Origin of the sequence: Citrobacter sp. wls708 (genome assembly GCF_005281255.1) — a bacterium.
GTDB lineage: Bacteria > Pseudomonadota > Gammaproteobacteria > Enterobacterales > Enterobacteriaceae > Citrobacter > Citrobacter werkmanii.
This window is the reverse complement of record NZ_SZXE01000018.1, coordinates 165,763-181,294: the sequence shown is the minus strand read 5'-3', so window position 1 is coordinate 181,294 and position 15,532 is coordinate 165,763. Positions and strand designations below refer to the sequence as shown.

The 15,532-nt window shown below is 53.1% G+C and carries 14 protein-coding genes; 6 read left to right on the top strand and 8 right to left on the bottom strand.

Annotated elements, in window-relative coordinates:
* The first annotated feature begins 53 nt into the window (after window positions 1–53).
* Complete coding sequence (locus tag FDW97_RS14130) at window positions 54–1,373, top strand: anaerobic C4-dicarboxylate transporter family protein (RefSeq protein ID WP_038635104.1); 1,320 nt, start codon at window positions 54–56, stop codon at window positions 1,371–1,373.
* A 53-nt stretch (window positions 1,374–1,426) separates the two neighbouring features.
* Window positions 1,427–2,470 (top strand): fructose-asparagine asparaginase, encoded by a 1,044-nt coding sequence (fraE, locus tag FDW97_RS14125; RefSeq protein WP_137351203.1) that lies wholly within the window; start codon window positions 1,427–1,429, stop codon window positions 2,468–2,470.
* Window positions 2,471–2,536: 66 nt separating this feature from the next.
* On the opposite strand, the gene FDW97_RS14120 is transcribed toward fraE, so the two are convergent.
* Complete coding sequence (locus FDW97_RS14120) at window positions 2,537–3,463, bottom strand: LysR family transcriptional regulator (protein WP_137351202.1); 927 nt, start codon at window positions 3,461–3,463, stop codon at window positions 2,537–2,539.
* 183 nt (window positions 3,464–3,646) lie between these two features.
* Between FDW97_RS14120 and FDW97_RS14115 the strand changes: the two genes are divergently transcribed.
* Window positions 3,647–4,810 (top strand): mandelate racemase/muconate lactonizing enzyme family protein, encoded by a 1,164-nt coding sequence (locus FDW97_RS14115; RefSeq protein ID WP_137351201.1) that lies wholly within the window; start codon window positions 3,647–3,649, stop codon window positions 4,808–4,810.
* Window positions 4,811–4,896: 86 nt separating this feature from the next.
* On the opposite strand, the gene gorA is transcribed toward FDW97_RS14115, so the two are convergent.
* Window positions 4,897–6,249: a glutathione-disulfide reductase gene (gene gorA / locus FDW97_RS14110; RefSeq protein WP_137351200.1), complete on the bottom strand. Its 1,353-nt coding sequence runs from the start codon at window positions 6,247–6,249 to the stop codon at window positions 4,897–4,899.
* A gap of 104 nt (window positions 6,250–6,353) precedes the next feature.
* Window positions 6,354–7,196, bottom strand: coding sequence for a 23S rRNA (adenine(2030)-N(6))-methyltransferase RlmJ (locus FDW97_RS14105; RefSeq protein ID WP_137351199.1), 843 nt, complete (start codon window positions 7,194–7,196; stop codon window positions 6,354–6,356).
* 208 nt (window positions 7,197–7,404) lie between these two features.
* Here FDW97_RS14105 and prlC point away from each other — a divergent pair, with 208 nt between their 5' ends.
* Together prlC and rsmJ are read left to right on the top strand one after the other, a co-directional pair.
* Entirely contained in the window at window positions 7,405–9,447 is a 2,043-nt protein-coding gene (prlC, locus tag FDW97_RS14100; RefSeq protein WP_137351198.1) for an oligopeptidase A, read from the top strand.
* Window positions 9,448–9,455: 8 nt separating this feature from the next.
* Window positions 9,456–10,214 carry a 16S rRNA (guanine(1516)-N(2))-methyltransferase RsmJ gene (rsmJ, locus tag FDW97_RS14095; protein WP_038635086.1) on the top strand — a complete coding sequence of 253 codons (759 nt, stop codon included), beginning with the start codon at window positions 9,456–9,458 and terminating at the stop codon, window positions 10,212–10,214.
* Window positions 10,215–10,305: 91 nt separating this feature from the next.
* Here the strand turns inward: rsmJ and FDW97_RS14090 are convergent, their stop codons facing one another.
* Entirely contained in the window at window positions 10,306–11,505 is a 1,200-nt protein-coding gene (locus tag FDW97_RS14090) for an NAD(P)/FAD-dependent oxidoreductase (protein ID WP_137351197.1), read from the bottom strand.
* Window positions 11,506–11,737: 232 nt separating this feature from the next.
* Here FDW97_RS14090 and FDW97_RS14085 point away from each other — a divergent pair, with 232 nt between their 5' ends.
* Window positions 11,738–12,241 (top strand): Rrf2 family transcriptional regulator, encoded by a 504-nt coding sequence (locus FDW97_RS14085; protein WP_087857171.1) that lies wholly within the window; start codon window positions 11,738–11,740, stop codon window positions 12,239–12,241.
* A gap of 42 nt (window positions 12,242–12,283) precedes the next feature.
* Here FDW97_RS14085 and nadS read toward each other — a convergent pair whose 3' ends face one another.
* The 4 genes from nadS to uspA all read right to left on the bottom strand — a co-directional run bounded on the left by nadS (window position 12,284) and on the right by uspA (window position 15,211).
* Window positions 12,284–12,571: a NadS family protein gene (gene nadS, locus FDW97_RS14080; RefSeq protein ID WP_087050783.1), complete on the bottom strand. Its 288-nt coding sequence runs from the start codon at window positions 12,569–12,571 to the stop codon at window positions 12,284–12,286.
* The gene (locus tag FDW97_RS14075) at window positions 12,568–12,909 is read right to left on the bottom strand and encodes a type II toxin-antitoxin system RelE/ParE family toxin (protein WP_239509318.1); all 342 of its coding nucleotides are present in this window, start codon (window positions 12,907–12,909) and stop codon (window positions 12,568–12,570) included. The genes nadS and FDW97_RS14075 overlap by 4 nt, the downstream gene beginning before the upstream one ends.
* Window positions 12,910–13,019: 110 nt before the next feature.
* Window positions 13,020–14,492, bottom strand: coding sequence for a dipeptide/tripeptide permease DtpB (dtpB, locus tag FDW97_RS14070; protein ID WP_087857169.1), 1,473 nt, complete (start codon window positions 14,490–14,492; stop codon window positions 13,020–13,022).
* Between the two features lie 281 nt (window positions 14,493–14,773).
* The gene (gene uspA, locus FDW97_RS14065; RefSeq protein WP_003023368.1) at window positions 14,774–15,211 is read right to left on the bottom strand and encodes a universal stress protein UspA; all 438 of its coding nucleotides are present in this window, start codon (window positions 15,209–15,211) and stop codon (window positions 14,774–14,776) included.
* Between the last annotated feature and the right edge of the window lie 321 nt (window positions 15,212–15,532).

Sequence of the window (15,532 nt, the reverse complement as noted above, 5' to 3'; positions counted from 1 at the left end):
CGCTGTTCCACTCATGTAACCCAACATTCACTCCAGATAAGCCAGGAGGAAGTATGTTTTGGACGGAATTGTGTTTTATTCTTTTAGCCTTAATGGTTGGCGCCAGGATTGGCGGTGTGTTTTTAGGCATGGTCGGTGGACTCGGTGTTGGCGTCATGGTATTTGTTTTTGGCCTGACCCCATCAACGCCACCGATTGACGTTATTCTTATTATTCTTTCGGTTGTTTTAGCTGCCTCGTCATTACAAGCCGCCGGTGGTCTGGATTTACTGGTTAAACTGGCAGAGAAAATTCTGCGCCGTCATCCTCGTTATATTACGCTGCTGGCGCCTTTTATTTGCTATATCTTCACTTTTATGTCCGGAACGGGGCATGTGGTTTATAGTTTATTACCGGTTATTTCTGAAGTCGCTCGTGATTCGGGGATCCGTCCTGAGCGGCCATTATCCATTTCTGTTATTGCATCGCAGCAGGCTATCACAGCCAGTCCAATATCGGCGGCGATGGCGGCAATGATTGGTTTAATGGCCCCATTAGGGATATCCATTTCTACAATTATGATGATCTGTGTTCCCGCTACGTTAGTGGGTGTCGCGATGGGGGCCTTAGCGACCTTTAATAAAGGCAAAGAGCTAAAAGATGACCCAGAGTATCAACGCAGGCTTGCGGAGGGTTTAATAAAGCCTGCTCAGAAACAACACGATAAAACTGAAGTTACCTTTCGCGCTAAGCTCTCTGTCGTACTGTTTTTGATGAGTGCCGTGGTGATTGTGCTCTTAGGGATTATTCCTCAATTACGACCGGTAGTGGAAACGGCAAAAGGGCTGCAACCGTTATCGATGTCGGCAGCGATCCAGATAACAATGCTCTCTTTTGCCTGTCTGATAGTCTTGATATGCCGACCTCCGGTGGACCAAATTATCAGCGGGACTGTGTTTCGCGCGGGGGCACTGGCGATTGTCTGCGCCTTTGGCCTTGCCTGGATGAGCGAAACCTTCGTCAATGGGCATATTGATCTGATTAAGGCAGAGGTTCAGACGCTATTACAGCAACATACCTGGTTAATTGCCATCATGATGTTTTTTGTCTCTGCGATGGTCAGTAGCCAGGCGGCAACAACGCTCATTCTTCTACCGTTGGGGCTGGCATTAGGCTTACCTGCATATGCGCTCATTGGTGCATGGCCTGCGGTGAATGGATATTTCTTCATTCCGGTGGCGGGTCAATGTCTGGCTGCGCTTGCTTTTGATGACACGGGAACTACGCGCATAGGCAAATATGTATTTAACCATAGTTTTATGCGGCCTGGTTTAGTGAATGTTATTGTTGCTGTCGTCGTTGGCCTTATTATCGGAAAAATAATCCTGGCTTGATTTTTTTTGAAGCATTTCCTGTATCCCTAATTAATTAAATTCAGAGGATGAAAATGAATATTAAAATATTCATCGCGGCGGCGATGTTATTTATCAGCTCAAACGTTTTTAGTGCGATAACGCAACCTCACATAATAATTCTGGCGACGGGAGGAACCATCGCTGGTACCGCTGAAAATAACACCCAAACATCGGAATATAAATCTGGTGAAATAGGTGTTCAGACATTAATTAAAGCGGTGCCTGAAATTAATAAGATTGCCAGTGTTGATGGTCAGCAAATATCTAATATCGGCAGCGAAAACATGACCAGTGACATTATTTTAAAGCTATCTAAGCAGGTGAATGCGCTGCTCGCGCGTGATGACGTTGACGGTATCGTTATTACCCACGGAACCGACACGCTTGATGAAACGGCCTACTTTCTCAATCTGACGGTTAAGAGCGATAAACCCGTGGTGTTCACTGCGGCGATGAGACCCGCGACGGCCATTAGCGCAGACGGTGCAATGAATCTGCTGGAAGCGGTCACGGTGGCCGCCGATCCGAATGCAAGGGGTCGGGGGGTTATGGTGGTTTTAAATGATCGCATAGGTTCTGCAAGGTTTGTGACCAAGACAAACGCGACCACGCTGGATACCTTCAAAGCCCCTGAGCAGGGGTATTTAGGGGTTATCGTCAATGGCAAACCAGAGTTTGAAACTCGCATTGAAAAGACGCATACCCTGCGTTCCGTTTTTGATGTAAGAAATCTTAAAAAGCTGCCGCAGGTAGCGATTATTTATGGTTACCAGGACGATCCTGAATATATGTATGATGCTGCAATTGCGCATCATGTAGATGGGATTGTCTATGCCGGAACCGGTGCCGGGTCGGTTTCTGTCAGAAGTGAAGCTGGAATTAAAAAAGCAGAGAAAGCGGGAATCATTGTGGTGCGTGCATCCCGAACGGGTAACGGCATTGTTCCACAGGATAAAGGGCAGCCGGGATTGGTGTCTGATTCATTAAATCCTGCGAAAGCCCGGGTTTTGCTGATGACAGCCCTGACAAAAACGAAAAATCCTGAGCTCATTCAGCATTATTTTAATACCTACTAAGATCGGTTGTTTAACGCGCTCGTTTGTATGCAAAATGGGCGCGTTTCCTCCCATCCGGATATTTTGTTACCTCTGCTCGCCCACGAATATTTCCCACAATTCTTCTACCGCTCTGGACATTCTGCCCGCAGGCCGAAACAGTCGGATATCAATGGGTATCCATAATCCGCTCTTTTGTGGGGCCGCCGCGGCAATCGTCCCGGCCTGAATATCCGGAGCCGCCAGACTTTCCGGCAGCCAGGCAATGCCGTCCCCGGCTTTAACCATCGCCAGCAGCGTGGCGGCCAGATCGGCGGTGAAGGCGATGTCCATACCGCGTCGGGCATGATTCACCGGTGACGTGTTCGAGAGGATCCTCCCCAGACCGGATTCTGCAGAGAAGGAGAGGAACGGAAATTTTTTGCCCCCCGTAGCCTGCCAGAGCGGCTGATGAGAGCCGGGATCACATTTGGAGTAGGGTAATAACGTTTCTTGTCCAAGGCGAACGCTGAGATATTTCGTCTGATCAAGATTGATGTGCATGTGAGGGTGGTAATAACACAGCAGAAACTGCGCATCCCCATTTTCAATCATCCTTTCACAGGCGCTGAGCGTGTCTGACAGCAGGCGAAATGAGCCGAAAAGGGCGATTTTTTCGTTATTACGCATCAGCGCCGGAAAAAATGAGAACGACAGGGAGTGCGTTGCGGAGAAAATAACATCCGGTCGTGTATTTCCCGCCGCTTCAATGGTTTCATTTCTCAGGGTATATAGCGCCCGGATCAGTTCGGGCACTTGAGCGACGAAAACTTCCCCCGCACGGGTCAGGCTAACGCCACGGCGGTTACGCTCAAAAATCGGCGTTCCCAGCCACTCTTCCAGCGAGACAATGCGCCGACTGAATGCGGGCTGCGTCACATATCGGGAAGCGGCTGCGCGGGAGAAATTGAGTGACTGCGCCAGCGCAACGCAGTCTTCAAGCCAGGTGAGTTCCAGGTGATGCCGATTTTGCATTACAGCCAGCCTCTTTGGCATTAGATCAGTAAATGAGCACTGCTTAAGATGGAGAAATACAGGACGATGGCGTCCTTAAATGCTGCCTGGATGCATTATGCCAATAATAAACCGGCATGAGTTATCACTTTTTACAGGCGTGTAAGTGCGAGCATAACTGACTAAGAACCCGCCGGAGAAAACATGCGTATCCTCGATGTTGTAGAAATTACCAAACCCATCGCTTCCCCTATTCGTAACGCCTATATCGATTTCAGCAAGATGACGACCAGTCTGGTGGCCGTTGTGACTGACGTTGAGATAGAGGGTCGTCGCGTGGTGGGATACGGATTTAACTCTAATGGTCGTTACGGCCAGGGGGGATTGATCCGCGAACGCTTCCGTAACCGCATTCTGGACGCTGACCCGGAAAGTCTGCTGAATGCCGAAGGCGATAACCTGGATCCGCATAAAATCTGGGACGTCATGATGAGTAATGAAAAGCCGGGGGGCCATGGTGAGCGCTCGGTGGCTGTTGGTACGCTGGATATGGCTATCTGGGATGCGGTTGCCAAAATTGCCAACAAGCCGTTGTTCCGTCTGCTGGCTGAGATGAAGGGCGTTGAGGCGAATCCACGCGTCTTTGTCTACGCGGCGGGGGGTTACTATTATCCGGGTAAAGACCTGAGTGCGCTGCGTCAGGAAATGCGAGGCTATCTGAACCGCGGCTACAACGTAGTTAAAATGAAAATCGGCGGCGCATCGTTGGAAGAGGACCGTCGCCGTATCGAAGCGGTATTGGCTGAAATTGGCGACGAAGCGCGTCTTGCCGTCGATGCCAATGGCCGCTTTGATCTGGAAACCAGTATTGCCTATGCCAAAATGCTACGGGATTATCCATTGTTTTGGTACGAAGAAGCCGGCGACCCGCTGGATTATTCTCTCCAGGCCGCGCTGTCAGAATTTTACCCAGGCGCGATGGCGACAGGTGAAAACCTCTTTTCTCATCAGGATGCGCGCAACCTGCTGCGCTACGGCGGCATGCGCCCGGATCGCGACTACCTGCAATTTGACTGTGCGCTTTCCTACGGTCTGGTCGAATATCTGCGTACCCTGGACGTACTGGCGCAGTTTGGCTGGTCTCCATCACGCTGCATACCGCATGGCGGTCACCAGATGTCGCTGAACATTGCGGCGGGTCTTGGCCTTGGTGGGAATGAAAGTTACCCGGATCTGTTTCAGCCGTACGGCGGTTTCCCGGATTCAGTTAAGGTGGAAGAGGGTCATATCGTCATGCCAGAACTGCCGGGCATCGGTTTTGAAGGGAAATCTGATCTGATTAAAGAGATGCGTGCGTTGGCCGAATAGCGCGGGCGGAGGTGACATAACACCCCCTCCGGTTGCCGGAGGGGGGTGACTTGAGCGTGTAGTGAATAGCGTCTACACCTGTGCGATTAGCGCATGGTCACAAACTCTTCTGCCGCCGTTGGGTGAATCGCAACGGTGTTATCGAAGTCTTTCTTCGTCGCGCCCATTTTCAGCGCCACCGCGAAGCCTTGCAGCATTTCGTCCATGCCAAAACCGATGCCGTGAATACCAACAATCTTCTCTTCCGGACCCACGCAAACCAGCTTCATGCGGCACGGCTGGCGGTGTGAAGTCACGGCAGTGTACATCGCGGTAAACGAGGATTTATACACTTTCACCTGATCATCGCCGTGCTGTTCGCGCGCCTGCTGCTCGGTCAGGCCGACGGTGCCAATCGGCGGGTGGCTGAAGACCACGGTCGGGATGTTGCTGTAGTCCAGATGCTCGTCCGGCTTGTTGTTAAACAGGCGCTCGGACAGGCGACGACCCGCGGCAACGGCAACCGGCGTCAGCTCAACGGCGCCGGTGTTGTCGCCAACGGCATAAATCCCCGGCACGCTGGTATTCTGGTATTTATCAACGACGATGTAGCCTTTTTCGTTGGTTTTCACGCCAGTTGCTGCCAGGTTGAAGTTGTCGGTGGCCGGTTCACGACCAATTGCCCAAATCAGGCAATCTACCGTTTCGCTACGGCCATCTTCCAGTTGCAGAGTCAGGCTGCCGTCCGCGTTTTTCACCACCGCTTTCGGAATCGCGTGCGTATGCAGGGTCGGACCTTCGGTGTTCATCACCTCGACCAGCGTCTCGACGATCATCGGATCGAAGCTGCGCAGCGGCGCGTGTTTACGCACGAACAGGTGAGTTTCTGCGCCCAGGCCGTTAATCACGCCCGCCAGTTCAACGGCGATGTAGCCTGCGCCAACAACGGCTACACGTTTTGGCAGCGCTGGCAGCTCAAAGAAGCCATCGGAGTCGATACCGTATTCCACACCCGGAATGTTCGGATGGCTCGGACGACCGCCGGTGGCGATCAAAATATGATCGGCAGTAATGGTTTCACCGTTCACTTCAATGGTTTTAGCGTCCACGAAGCGGGCAAAACCTTTAATGACATCGACGTTATTTTTACCCAGCACGTTGTCGTACGAGGTATGAATGCGATCGATATAGGCGGTACGGCTGGCGATCAGTTTATCCCAGTCGAACTTATTGATGGTGGTGTCGAAACCGTAATCCGGGCCGTACATATGAATCGCTTCACGGATTTGTGCGGCATGCCACATCACTTTCTTCGGTACGCAGCCAACGTTAACGCAGGTGCCGCCTAGCTCTTTGGCTTCAATCAGCGCGCATTTCTGGCCGTACATTGCCGCACGGTTAATGGAGGCAATACCACCGCTGCCGCCGCCAATAGCGATGTAATCATAGTGCTTGGTCATGACCGCTCCTTCATGTTCATGGTAGGGCGGAGAGGCGTTACGCCATCCGCCAAAATATTCGCGATTGTATACCTGATATTAAAAGGTTCCACCGATGGCTGCGATTACTCCGGCACGATCCAGCTTACGGAAGTGTGCCCGGTTCCTGCCGGAACCAGCTTGCTATGCAGCCACGGCAGGACGCTGTTCATCTGCTGTTCCAGCTTCCACGGCGGGTTAATCACAATCATGCCGGACGCCGTCATGCCGCGCTGATCGCTGTCCGGGCGCACCGCCAGCTCAATTTGCAGAATTTTGCGGATACCGGTGTCTTCCAGATCGTGGATCATGCGCTTGATTTGCTGGCGCAGGACCACCGGATACCACAGCGCATAGGTGCCGGTTGCAAAACGCTTGTAGCCTTCGTTAATGCCGGTGACCACCGCCTGATAGTCGGTTTTAATTTCGTATGGTGGATCGATAAGGATCAGCCCACGACGGGAAGCCGGCGGTAATTTTGCTTTTAGCTGCTGATAACCGTCAGCCTTGGCCACACGTGCGCGTTCATCTTTCTGAAATTCGCCGCGCAGCAAAGGAAAGTCGCTTGGGTGCAGCTCGGTTAATTGCAGGCTGTCCTGTTCGCGCAGCAACTGACGAGCAATTAACGGAGAGCCCGGGTAGTAGCGCAACTGGCCGCTACGGTTGAAATGCTGCACCACGGAAATATAGGGTTCAAGTTCGGCAGGCAAATCGTCCTGCTGCCAGATACGGGCGATACCTTCCAGGTATTCACCGGTACGTTCGGCATGCTCACTGCTCAGCTGATAACGGCCAGCGCCAGCGTGGGTGTCCAGATAGAGAAACGGTTTTTCTTTCTCTTTGAGTGATTCAATGATCAGGCTCTGAACGGTGTGTTTAAGGACGTCGGCGTGGTTGCCTGCGTGATAACTGTGGCGATAACTGAGCATGGGTAATGAAATTCCGCTGAAATGACGATTTGCCACAGTTTACAGCAGATCGGCACAGATTACCCGTAGGCCCGGTAAGCGCAGCGCCACCGGGCGTCTTTCCGTCACGGTTAGCATTGAAATCCTCTACACTTAACCCCATTGTACAAATTAATATGCACAGCGCCGGATACGCGCTTCATTCACTCTTTTCAACAGGACCGCGCTAATGACCAATCCATTGCTGACTCCCTTCGAACTGCCGCCATTTTCTAAAATTCAGCCCGAACATGTTGTGCCTGCCGTTACTAAGGCGCTGAACGATTGTCGCGAAAACGTTGAGCGAGTCGTTGCGCAGGGCGCGCCGTACACCTGGGAAAATCTCTGCCAGAGGCTTGCGGAAGTGGACGATGTGCTGGGGCGTATTTTCTCTCCGGTCAGCCACTTGAACTCGGTGAAAAACAGCCCGGAACTGCGTGAAGCCTACGAGCAAACACTGCCGCTGCTCTCCGAGTACAGCACCTGGGTTGGGCAACATGAAGGTCTGTACAAAGCGTACCGCGACCTGCGTGATGGCGACCATTACGCCACCCTGAACACTGCACAGAAAAAAGCGGTCGATAACGCGCTGCGTGATTTTGAACTGTCCGGTATCGGCCTGCCGAAAGAGAAACAGCAGCGCTACGGCGAAATCGCCACCCGTTTGTCCGAGCTGGGTAACCAGTACAGCAACAACGTGCTCGACGCCACCATGGGCTGGAGCAAGCTGGTGACCGACGAAGCTGAACTCTCCGGCATGCCGGAAAGCGCGCTGGCGGCGGCGAAAGCGCAGGCCGAAGCCAAAGAGCAGGAAGGCTACCTGCTGACCCTGGATATCCCAAGCTACCTGCCGGTAATGACCTACTGCGACAACCAGGCGCTGCGTGAAGAGCTGTATCGCGCCTACTCCACCCGCGCCTCCGATCAGGGGCCGAACGCGGGCAAGTGGGACAACACCCCGGTGATGGAAGAGATCCTCGCGCTGCGTCACGAGCTGGCGCAACTGTTGGGCTTCGAAAGCTACGCCTTTAAATCTCTGGCCACCAAAATGGCGGAAAACCCGCAGCAGGTGCTCGACTTCCTGACCGATCTGGCGAAACGCGCCCGTCCGCAGGGGGAAAAAGAGCTGGCCCAACTGCGCGCCTTCGCCAAAGCCGAATTTGGCGTTGAAGAGCTGCAGCCGTGGGATATCGCGTACTACAGCGAGAAACAAAAACAGCATCTGTACAGCATCAGCGATGAACAACTGCGTCCGTACTTCCCGGAAAACAAAGCCGTTAACGGCCTGTTTGAAGTGGTAAAACGTATTTACGGCATCACCGCGAAAGAGCGTACTGATGTTGACGTGTGGAACCCGGAAGTGCGCTTCTTCGAACTGTATGACGAAAGCAACGAACTGCGCGGCAGCTTCTACCTCGACCTGTACGCCCGCGAACACAAACGCGGCGGGGCGTGGATGGACGACTGCGTCGGCCAGATGCGTAAATCAGACGGCACGCTGCAAAAACCGGTTGCCTATCTGACCTGTAACTTCAACCGCCCGGTGAACGGCAAACCGGCGCTGTTTACCCATGACGAAGTGATCACCCTGTTCCACGAATTTGGTCATGGCCTGCATCACATGCTGACCCGCATCGAAACTGCCGGTGTTTCCGGTATTAACGGCGTGCCGTGGGATGCGGTCGAACTGCCAAGCCAGTTTATGGAAAACTGGTGCTGGGAGCCGGAAGCGCTGGCGTTTATCTCCGGCCATTATGAAACCGGCGAACCGCTGCCGAAGGAACTGCTGGATAAAATGCTGGCGGCGAAAAACTATCAGGCGGCGCTGTTTATTCTGCGTCAGCTGGAGTTCGGCCTGTTCGACTTCCGCCTGCACGCGGAGTTTAACCCAGAGCAGGGGGCGAAAGTCCTTGAGACGCTGGCCGAAATTAAGAAACAGGTCGCCGTGGTGCCGGGCCCAACCTGGGGCCGCTTCCCGCATGCCTTCAGCCACATTTTTGCTGGCGGCTACGCAGCGGGTTACTACAGTTACCTGTGGGCCGACGTGCTGGCGGCGGACGCATTTTCCCGCTTTGAAGAAGAGGGCATCTTCAACCGTGAAACCGGTCAGTCGTTCCTCGATAGCATCCTGACTCGCGGTGGTTCGGAAGAGCCGATGACGCTGTTCAAACGCTTCCGCGGCCGCGAACCTCAGCTCGACGCCATGCTGGCGCATTACGGCATCAAGGGCTAATTGTTCGCGTGAAAATTTGTTTACTGGATGAAACGGGCGCCGGAGACGGCGCCTTATCTGTTCTGGCCGCCCGCTGGGGGCTGGAGCATGATGAAGACAACCTGATGGCACTGGTGATGACGCCGGAACATCTGGAATTGCGTAAGCGAGACGAACCGAAACTCGGCGGCATCTTCGTCGATTTTGTCGGCGGGGCAATGGCGCACCGGCGCAAGTTTGGTGGCGGTCGCGGCGAAGCGGTGGCGAAAGCCGTCGGCATTAAAGGCGATTATTTGCCGGACGTGGTCGATGCCACTGCCGGGCTGGGGCGCGATGCGTTTGTGCTGGCCTCCGTCGGCTGCCGTGTGCGGATGCTGGAACGCAATCCGGTGGTCGCCGCGTTACTCGATGACGGCCTGGCGCGCGGCTATGCCGATGCGGAAATTGGCGGCTGGCTTCAGGAACGTTTACAGCTGATTCATGCCTCGAGTCTGACAGCGTTAACCGATATTACCCCACGCCCGCAGGTCGTGTACCTCGATCCGATGTTCCCGCATAAGCAAAAAAGCGCGCTGGTAAAGAAAGAGATGCGCGTGTTTCAGTCGCTGGTGGGGCCGGATCTCGACGCTGACGGCTTGCTGGAACCGGCGCGTCAGCTAGCGACTAAACGTGTGGTAGTGAAACGCCCGGACTACGCGCCGCCGCTGGCTGACGTGGCCACGCCTAACGCGGTGGTGACCAAAGGGCATCGGTTTGATATTTATGCCGGAACCCCTCTGACGGAGTAACGGATTGCCCGATGGCGCTACGCTTATCGGGCCTACGATTCTCAATTATTTGTAGGCCGGATAAGGCGGTTGCCGCACCCGGCATTACGGCTTAAACAAACGGCGCCAGCGGGTCCGCAATCTCAAACGCCGCTTCGCGCTCCGCCTTCGGCGGGTAAATCAGCTCGCTGACAATCGATAACTTCAGCTTTTTCGCCTCTTCACGCGTCAGTTTCACCTGCTGATCCCATCCTTCGGTGTATACCGCCCCCCACGCGCCGAGATCCAGACAGGTGACATACATCTCCTGACGATACGGCAGCGGCGCGACGTTCAGCAGACTCGCCGCCGCGTTATTACCGGCAAATTTCCCCAGCAGAATGGCGTGCTGGCAGGTCATCAGCGCATGATTGCCTTTGTCATCGGTAGCCGCATAGGCGACGTCGCCGGTGGCGTAGATATCCTCATGACCCAGTACCTGGAGGTTCTTGTTCACATGCAGGCGTCCCTGACGATCGCGTGGGGCGTTAATCTGTGCGGTCAGGTCGCTCGCCTGGACGCCGACGGTCCAGATCACCGTTTGTGAAGCGATAACCTGCCCATCTTTCAGCGTTACGCCAGCCGCGTCGACGCTCTCTACTTCCGCGTTGACCAGCCACTCCACGCCCAGCTCGGCGGAAGCGTCGATAATCACATCGCGCAGCGCCTGACTCCAGCGTCCGCCCGGTTGTGCACTGCGTTCAACTACGACTACTCTGGTCTTAGCATCAGCCCCTAAAATTTCGCGCAGACGGCCGGGTAATTCCAGCGCCATCTCAATTCCGGTAAAGCCGCCGCCGCAAACTACCACGGTATTGCGGGCCTCACTCTCCGGCTGTAAGGCCAGATCTTTAATGTGCTGCTCAAGCACCGCGGCGCTCTCCAGTTGGTCGAGATCAAAGGCGTGTTCGGCGGCACCGGAAACGGCGTCGCGGTTAACGTGGCTACCGCTGGCCAGTACCAGGCGGTCATAGCGATGCAGATGGTTTTCTCCGTTGGTATCTTGCCAGCTAATTTCGCGGGATCCTGGCAGAATCTGTTCTACATGCCCTTGTAAAAAGTGTATGCCAGTGACCTCGAACAGCGGCTGTAGCGGAGCGACCAACGTTTGAACGGCATTTTCATAAAAGCGTGGACGCACGCGCAGCTCGGGCTGCGGTGCAATCACAGTGATATCAATATGTTGCTGATTTTTATCCGCTAAACGCGCGGCGCTCAGCGCTGCCCACATCCCGGCAAAGCCAGCGCCCACGATCAGAATTTGTTTTTGCATGATGCTTATCTCACTGGTGACTCCGATTTATTTACTCGGATTTTATTGGTCGTAGTTATAGATTGCAATGAGATTTCAGTCCTGTCGCGGATTGAGTCCGGCAATTTGTTATTATCTTTATGATAAATATAGTTTTTAATTTTAATCTATTTGCAGGTGTTATCCGGTATCTGGAATGCGTGATGCGAAAAAGCTACAATATACTCAGATTCGTTTTGGCTGAGATAAGAGCATGGCATTTTACAGTTCCGGGGTTGAGTACGGCATCCATAGCCTGATGTGTATGGTGGACAGCAAAGGCGACGCACGTGATATGAGCGTGCGCGAAATCGCCGAGCTGCAGCGCGTACCGTATGACTATCTGGCCAAAATCTTTACCCGTCTGTCGAAGGCCGGGCTGGTACGGAGCAGCGAAGGGAAGGGCGGCGGTTTCCAACTGGCGAAACCGGCGGAGGAGATCACCGTGCTGGACGTGGCCAACGCCATTGACGGCGATAAACGCATCTTTGAGTGCCGCGAGATCCGTCAGCGGCTGGCGGTATTTGAGGAGCATCCACCGCAGTGGGCCTGTGAAGGCATTTGCGGTGTGCGTTCGGTGATGGATATGGCGCAGCAGCGAATGGAAGAAGCGCTCGGCCAGCATACGATTCTGGACCTGGCGCGCAAAATGTACCGCAAAGCACCGGACACCTTTGTGGTGGAAGTGCAGGAGTGGATAGACGCGCGCAAAGGGTAGTGAGTGAAAATGCCCGATAGCGCGAGGCAATCGGGCGGTATCTCAGGCTATTTTGAAAAGATTGACCATTTCTGGGTTGCGTTCTATAACGCGGAGAACCTTAAGATAGGTTCCTGTAGGAATACGTCTTTTTTGTTCCCATGCCTGGATCAAAGAGGATGAAACACCTATCGCCTGTGCAAATTCATCCTGCTTCATTTTAGCTTGTTTACGAATGGCTTTGACGTCCGGAAGTTCATACCGGGTGACCTGGGCGGCAGCTTTACGGCCCTGGCTAATTTCAACGGCCTCGCTTGCCGATTCCATCAGTTCTTTAAAGAAATCATTCATAACGAGCTCTCTTTCAATTGGTGAATGATGGCCTTGAGTGCGTTTTTTTCCTCGCCGCTCAGGCTGTCTTTCCTGCTTTTAGGATAAGCCATGAAAAGCCAGATACGCCCTTCGCCATTTTGAAAATAGTAAATACTGCGAATCCCACCACTTTTGCCTTTGTTGGTACTTTCAGGTGCGAAGCGGACCTTCCTGCAACCGCCTGTACCCTGAATTAAATCTCCCTCCAATGGATTTATAATGAGCATTTCCTGAAATGCCCGGTACTCATCCTCGGTGAGCAGTGCCTTCCGTTGGCGTGAGAAGATTGAAGTCTCAATAAATTCAATATAGTTCATGGTCATGTCCGTCCATGATGACCTGGTTGTACAAACTATACTCTTACAGGGTAGGACTTGAAAGGCAAAAAAACCGCGATATGACTCGCGGTTAATGTTAAAAAATAAGCTTACTTGCTGCTATCTGGCGTATTAATCATTCGGTTCAGCCATGGCACCATAATCGCCATCACTACCGTTACCGCCAGCGTCACCAGGCCTATCTTACTGAAGACATTGGTATAGATAGGCAGCGTTTGCAGTGGGTCGGTGATGTTTTCCGGTACTGCGGTGAACGTCGCGACATAACCTCCCATCAGGAAAGCGGCGGCCTGGGTCAGGAACCACATCCCAAGAATGAAGCCCATCAGGTGCTGCGGTACCAGCGCGGCGACCATCGCCAGTCCCAGGGCGCTAATCAGCAGTTCACCCAGACTCTGGAACAGATACACCAGCACGATAAACCACGGCGACGTCAGTCCCTGCGCATCGGCAAACCACATTCCGGCAGCAGCGGCGGTCAGGAAACCCAGCGAGCACAGGAACATACCGAGCGTAAACTTCATCGGCATGGTCAGATCTTTGCCTTTGTTTCCCAGACGGGTATAAATTGCGGCCAGTACCGGGCTTGCCACTACCACCCAGAACGGGTTCAGCGCCTGGAAGCTTACCGGGTTGATGGCGAAACCAAGAATTTCATGGTGTACGTTATTGATAGCAAAGAAGTTAAGTGACGTTGGCATCTGTGCGTACAGCACATAGAACACTACCGCTTCCAGCATCAGGATAAAAGCCACGAACATTTTGTTGCGCCCGGTTTTATCCAGTTTGAAGGCCTGGCGGAAGAAGATGATCGTCACGGCAATCGACAGGACAATCAGCACCAGGTTGGCAATCTTCACGTTATGCATCAGCCAGGCGCAGATAAATATCGTCACTACCGTACCGGCCAGCACGCAGAATAGATTACGGAAATTCAGCGGCTTATGATCTGGCTCAGAACCGATATTCTTCACCATTCCACGGCAGGCAAAGTAGACCAGCAGCGCGACGATAAGCCCGGCCCCGCACAGGTTGTAGGTCACCGCGTAGCCAAACTTATCGGCAATCACCGGCGCCAGCGACAGCGACAGCAGCGAACCGATGTTAATCGACATATAAAACAGGGTGAAAGCGCCATCCAGTCGGGCGTCTTTCGGTGGATAGCATTTTGACAGCAGGCTTGCCGGGTTGGCTTTAAATAACCCGTTACCCACGGCAATGGTACCCAAAGCAATAAAGATCAGATCGGGCTTGAGCAGCGACATCCCGGTCATGAAGTAGCCGATCGCCAGCACAATCGCACCGAGTACCAGCGTGCGCTTGGTCCCTAACAGGTGGTCGCCGACGTAGCCGCCGATCGAGATCAGGCCGTAGACCAGTGCGGCAAAAGCACCAAAGGTGACGAATGCCTGTTCCTGAGAAAAACCGAGTTGCTTAACAAAAAATACCGCCAGGATGCCCTGAACGCCGTAATAGCCAAATCGTTCCCATAATTCCACAAAGAAGATCATGAAGAACGGACGAGGTTGCTGCAGCAAGCCCGTAGGTGCAGTTTTATTCATATTCCATCGCCTTTCAAAGCCATCCCGAAAAGTATGAACGCGTATACTTAAACGCGCCGAAAAAGTCTTATTTTGTTATAGACTGCGGCGATTAGCCGTGCGGGTAGAGTATTATACAGATAGTTTTCGATCCAATTAGTTGATCACACTAATTATGATTTATTTGTTGGGTTGATGTACTAATTGTGTCCGGATGATAAAAACAAAAACGCCCGCGCGGGCGGGCGTTTACAGGCTTTACTGTTTGCTGCGGGACGGGTTATCTCCCGGCGGCAAGCATTTTATGCTTCTTCGTCGTCACGCAACGGAACAATCAGCATGTCGACGTGGACGGTGTTGATCAGTTGACGTGCGGAGGACATCAGTTTGCTCCAGAAATCCTGGTGGTGACCACAAACGACCAGATCCATGTCGTATTTTTTGATGGCATCAACCAGAACCTGGCCCAGGTCGCCGCTACCGCTCAGGGTTTCGGTGATAGGGTAGCCTGCATTGGTGGACAGCTCGGTTAACGCGTGGTGGGTTTCTTCAGAAATACGTTTCTGCATGTCGCCCAGATTCACGTCGATTAGCCCGGTGTACAGGTCGGAATAGTTTACGTCAACGTGGATAAGGGAGACTTTAGCATTGTAAGGCCGCGCCATAGAGACCGCTTTTTCAACCAGAACTTTGCTTTCCGGAGAAAGATCAACCGCGATAAGAATGTGTTTATAAGCCATAGTGTTACTCCTTCCATAAGTTGTCGATGACTAGCCTGCTGGCGTTTATCTGCCGCCGCGTCATTCGCGTCCTGCGAACCTTATGCGCGGGGCTAGCCCAGTCGTAAAAACGTACCATATAAGGACTATCCTTACATTATAGCGACCTGGATAATCCGTCAATCCGCCTTGCTTGCCAAGCAGTTAAACAAATTTTTTAGTTAATTGCATTGATAGCGATTAACCTTCTGGCAAAAAAATTAACTAATCTCCTACACTATTTAGAGAGGCGCTCGGATGCGTGATACTAACACGAGCGGTTTCGGTAGCACTCTTCACTGA